Annotated in this window: 3 protein-coding genes and 1 pseudogene; all 4 read right to left on the reverse strand. The window is 66.5% G+C overall.

Annotation, left to right across the window (positions count from 1 at the left end):
* Window positions 1–597, reverse strand: a pseudogene (locus FVW27_RS08365) (tol-pal system protein YbgF); the annotation flags it as partial.
* A 103-nt stretch (window positions 598–700) separates the two neighbouring features.
* Window positions 701–895: a PLD nuclease N-terminal domain-containing protein gene (locus FVW27_RS08370; protein ID WP_167124277.1), complete on the reverse strand. Its 195-nt coding sequence runs from the start codon at window positions 893–895 to the stop codon at window positions 701–703.
* Between the two features lie 9 nt (window positions 896–904).
* The gene (lspA, locus tag FVW27_RS08375) at window positions 905–1,402 is read right to left on the reverse strand and encodes a signal peptidase II (protein ID WP_167124279.1); all 498 of its coding nucleotides are present in this window, start codon (window positions 1,400–1,402) and stop codon (window positions 905–907) included.
* Between the two features lie 87 nt (window positions 1,403–1,489).
* The gene (gene ileS / locus FVW27_RS08380) at window positions 1,490–4,306 is read right to left on the reverse strand and encodes an isoleucine--tRNA ligase (protein WP_167124281.1); all 2,817 of its coding nucleotides are present in this window, start codon (window positions 4,304–4,306) and stop codon (window positions 1,490–1,492) included.
* Window positions 4,307–4,395 lie beyond the last annotated feature (89 nt).

A 4,395-nucleotide genomic window follows, 5' to 3' on the forward strand; every position in this document is an offset into this window, starting at 1 on the left:
TGCGGCGGCCGCCTTGGCGGGTTCCGCGCTGGTCACGGCCATGGTGCCGCTTTGCGCCGGGGGCACCGTGACCGGCCCGCTGGGCTGGCTCGATGGCGCGACGACAAAGCCGTTCTCCTTGCCGGGGTTTACAAGCAGGACCGGGGCATTGGGATCGCCCGCGTGGGTCGTGCCGGTGGCCGACGCTGCACCGGCTGCGCCCGCGGGGGCGGGGGCGGCCAGCACGCTGTCGAGGTCGATGGCCAGTTGCGAGGCCATCTGCCGCAGGGCGATATCGTGGCGGTTCAGCTGGTCGCGCATGTGGGGCAGGTCGCGGCTCTGGTCGCCGGTGGCGTTCAGGCGCATCTGCATGTCGTCGATCTGGCCGCGCAGGGTGGCGATTTCCTGCCGGGTGGACTGCACCTGCGACCAGGTGTCCGCCTGGGCGGGCTGCACGCCGGAAAGCTGCGAGTTCAGCGTCTGGATCTGCTGGTCCTGGCGCATGACGCGGGCGTTCAGGGCGTCCACGTCTTCCTGCCGGACGCAGCCGACAAGGGCCACCATCGCGGCCAGGGAGCACACGGGAAGGAAACGACGGGAAAGGATGCGGGTCTTCATGGCTTTTGGTCCGCCTTTCGGTTCACTTTGCTTGGCGTAAGGGGTTCGATGCCCGGGCCGGGTGCCGACCATGCTGCGCGTCGGGGCGTGGGCCGGGCCTGCGTCAGGCCTTGCGGGCGCGCCGCTGGCCAAAGACGAGGTAGGCAAGGCCGCCGAGCACGGGAAGGAATATCCCGGCCGCCATCCACAGGGCCTTTTCGGCCGGGCGGTCGAACTCGTGCTTGTAAGAATGCCAGATGCACCACAGGTTGGGCAAGATGGGAATGGCAAGCAGGGGAATGAGCAGGGCCGTGTTCATCGGGGTATCCTACCGGGCGTTCGAACTGTTGCGGGGCGCGGGCTGGCGGTACATGGCGATGAAGGCCAGGAACGCGCCCACGCAGATGGCGATGTCTGCCACGTTGAAGGCGGGCCAGTGCCAGTCGCCCACGTAGAAATCCAGAAAGTCGATCACCGCGCGAAAGCGCACCCGGTCGATGAGGTTGCCAAGGGCGCCGCCGAGAATACAGCCGAACCCGGTGAACAGCACCTTGTCGTCCTGCGCGGCGCGGGTAAGCGAAACGATGGCCCACACGGCAAGCACCGTGGCCACCAGGAACAGCCAGAACTGCCATTCGATGTCGGAGCGGTTCAGAAAGCCGAAGGCCGCCCCCCGGTTGCGCACATTGACCAGGTCGAAGAACCCGGCAATGACCGGCACCGAATGCTGCTCCGGAATGGCCGTCACCGCCCACAGCTTGGTGAGCTGGTCAAGGCCGATGACGGCAGCGGCGATGGAGAAGACCATGACGAATCTGGGACGCATGGGGCCTCTTGGGGCTTTGGGCTCATGCCCCGCCCGGCGGCACGGTGCGTACCGCCGGGTGGGGGAAGATGATCGGGCCTGTTGTCGTTACTCTGCGCCGCCGGTGCGCAGCACCGTGGTGCAGCGGGCGCAGGCACCGGGGAAGTCGGGATCGGCGCCCAGTTCCTCGTGGTAGATCCAGCAGCGTTCGCACTTGGCGCCGGGGGCCTTGGCCACGCCGATGCGCAGGCCCTTGACCTCTTCGGAGGCAAAGGCGTCCTGCGGGGCGTCTTCCAGCGGGGCGATGTTCAGCTTGGAGACGATGAACACCGCGCGCAGGTCGGTGCCGGTGGCGCGCAGCAGGTCGGCCAGCTTGTGGTCGGCGTACAGGGTCACGTGGGTGTCCAGCGAATGGCCCACCGTGCCCGCCTTGCGCAGCGGCTCGATGGCCTTGGTCACCTCCGACCGCACGGCCAGCACCGCCTCCCACCGTTCGCTCTCGTCGGAGCTGACGTTGTACAGCGGAGTGTCGGCCCCGCGCAGCGCGAACACCGTGGGCGCGGCGGGGCGCAGCGCCTCGGGGATGTGCCGGAACACTTCCTCCGCCGTGAAGCTGAGCACCGGGGCCATGTCGCGCACCAGTACCAGCAGGATGTGCAGCAGGGCGGTCTGGGCAGAGCGGCGTTCCGGGCTGTCCTTGGCCGAGGCGTACAGGCGGTCCTTCAGCACGTCGAGGTAGAAGGCGCTGAGGTCTGTCACGCACAGGTTGTGCAGGGTGTGGAACACCTTGTGGAACTCGAACTCGGAATACGCTTCCTGGATGCGCGCGTGGGTATCGGTCATGATGTCGAGGGCGTAGCGGTCCAGCGGGTCCATGACCGAGAACGGCACTATTTCTTCGGGCGTCAGGTCGTCGATGTTGCCCAGCAGGTAGCGGCAGGTGTTGCGGATGCGCCGGTAGGCGTCCACCAGACGGCTGAGGATTTCGTCCGAGATGCGGATGTCCTCGCGGTAGTCAACGGAAGCCACCCACAGGCGCAGCACTTCCGCGCCGTATTTGTCGATGATCTCCTGCGGGGCGATGACGTTGCCGATGGACTTGGACATCTTGCGGCCTTCGCCGTCCACCACGTAGCCGTGGGTGAGCACGGCGCGGTAGGGCGGCACGCCGCGCGTGCCGATGGATGCCAGCAGGGAGCTGTGGAACCAGCCGCGATGCTGGTCGGAGCCCTCCAGGTACAGGTCCGCCGGGAATGCGGTGTCGCCGCGCTGTTCCAGTACGGCGGAGAAGCTGGTGCCGGAATCGAACCACACGTCCAGGATGTCGGTTTCCTTCTTCCAGTGGTTGCCGCCGCAGTGCGGGCAGGCAAGACCGGCGGGCACGATGTCTTCCAGCGGCGTTTCGTACCAGTAGTCGCAGCCGGTGGGGTGCTTGGCAAAGCGGTCGGCGATGTCGCGCATCCAGGCGGCGTCGTTCCACGCCTCGCCGCAGCCTTCGCAGAGCAGGGCAATGATGGGCACGCCCCAGGTGCGCTGGCGCGAGATGCACCAGTCGGGGCGGAATTCGATCATGTTGTGGATGCGTTCCTCGCCCCAGGCGGGAATCCAGCGCACGTCGTTGCGGATGGCCGACAACGCGCGGGCGCGCAGGTCGTTCTTTTCCATGGCGATGAACCACTGGGTGGTGGCTCGGAAGATGACCGGCTTCTTGCAGCGCCAGCAGTGCGGGTAGCTGTGCGAAATCTTGCGTTCGGCCAGCAGGTTGCCCACTTCGCGCAGTTTTTCGATGACCTTGGGGTTGGCCTCGAACACGGTCAGCCCGGCAAAGAAGGGCACGGAATCAAGGAAGCGGCCTTCGTCGTTCAGCGGCGAAAGGATTTCCAGTCCGTAGCGCAGGCCGGTCTCGTAGTCCTCGCGGCCATGGCCGGGCGCGGTGTGCACGCAGCCGGTGCCGGAGTCGAGCACCACGTAGTCGGCCAGCACCACCGGCGAGGGGCGGTCGTAGAAGGGGTGCGTGGCGGCAAGGCCTTCCAGCTTCGCCCCCGGCACGGTGGACACCACTTCGTATCCTTCCCAGCCGAAGGTCCTGGCGCTGCTTTCGACCAGCGCGGCAGCCAGCACGTAGTGCGCGCCATCGTGGCGGACCACGGCGTAGTCATGATCGGGGTGCACGGCCACGGCCATGTTGTCGGGCAGGGTCCAGGGGGTGGTGGTCCAGATGACGATGTAGGCGCTGGCCGGATCCACGTTCAATACGTCGGCCACCTTGGCGTCGCGCAGGGGAAAGCGCACGAAGATGGAGGGCGAGGTGTGGTCGTAGTATTCCACCTCGGCCTCGGCCAGGGCGGTCTGGCACGAGCAGCACCAGTAGATGGGCTTCTTGCTGCGCACCACGTTGCCTGCGGCCACGAAGTTGCCGAGTTCGCGCGCGGTGGCAGATTCGTAAGCCGGATCCATGGTCATGTACGGTTTGTCCCAGGCACCCAGCACGCCAAGGCGCTTGAATTCCTTGCGCTGGATGTCCAGGTACTTTTCCGCATACTGGCGGCAACGCTTGCGCACCACATGGGCGGGCAGTTCCTTTTTCTTTTCGCCCAGTTCCTGTTCCACCTTGTGTTCGATGGGCAGGCCGTGACAGTCCCAGCCGGGCACATAGCGGGCGGCGTAGCCCTGCATGTTGCGCGACTTGACCACCATGTCCTTCAGGATCTTGTTCAGCGCCGTCCCCAGGTGAATGTGCCCGTTGGCGTAGGGGGGGCCGTCGTGCAGGACGTACTGGCCCTTCTGGCCGGAGGCCTGCGCCATGGCGGCGTAGGCGTCGATGCCTTCCCAGAACTTGAGCATTTCCGGCTCGCGCTGGGTAAGGTTGGCCTTCATGGGAAATTTGGTGTCGGGCAGATGCAGGGTCTTCTTGTAGTCGCTCATGGACGTGCTGCTCCTGGGGGGTGTCGGCATGCCGGAAGGTCCGGCCGGCGGCGCATGGCCGCGCCCGGCGGGGTGACGGCGCGCGGGGC

The organism is Nitratidesulfovibrio liaohensis (assembly GCF_011682075.1).
Lineage (GTDB): Bacteria > Desulfobacterota > Desulfovibrionia > Desulfovibrionales > Desulfovibrionaceae > Cupidesulfovibrio > Cupidesulfovibrio liaohensis.

Bases quoted from the DNA above. Each gene is read 5' to 3' on its own strand.
- lspA (WP_167124279.1), bottom strand. From the start codon at position 1,402: ATGCGTCCCAGATTCGTCATGGTCTTCTCCATCGCCGCTGCCGTCATC.
- ileS (WP_167124281.1), bottom strand. From the start codon at position 4,306: ATGAGCGACTACAAGAAGACCCTGCATCTGCCCGACACCAAATTTCCC.
- FVW27_RS08370 (WP_167124277.1), bottom strand. From the start codon at position 895: ATGAACACGGCCCTGCTCATTCCCCTGCTTGCCATTCCCATCTTGCCC.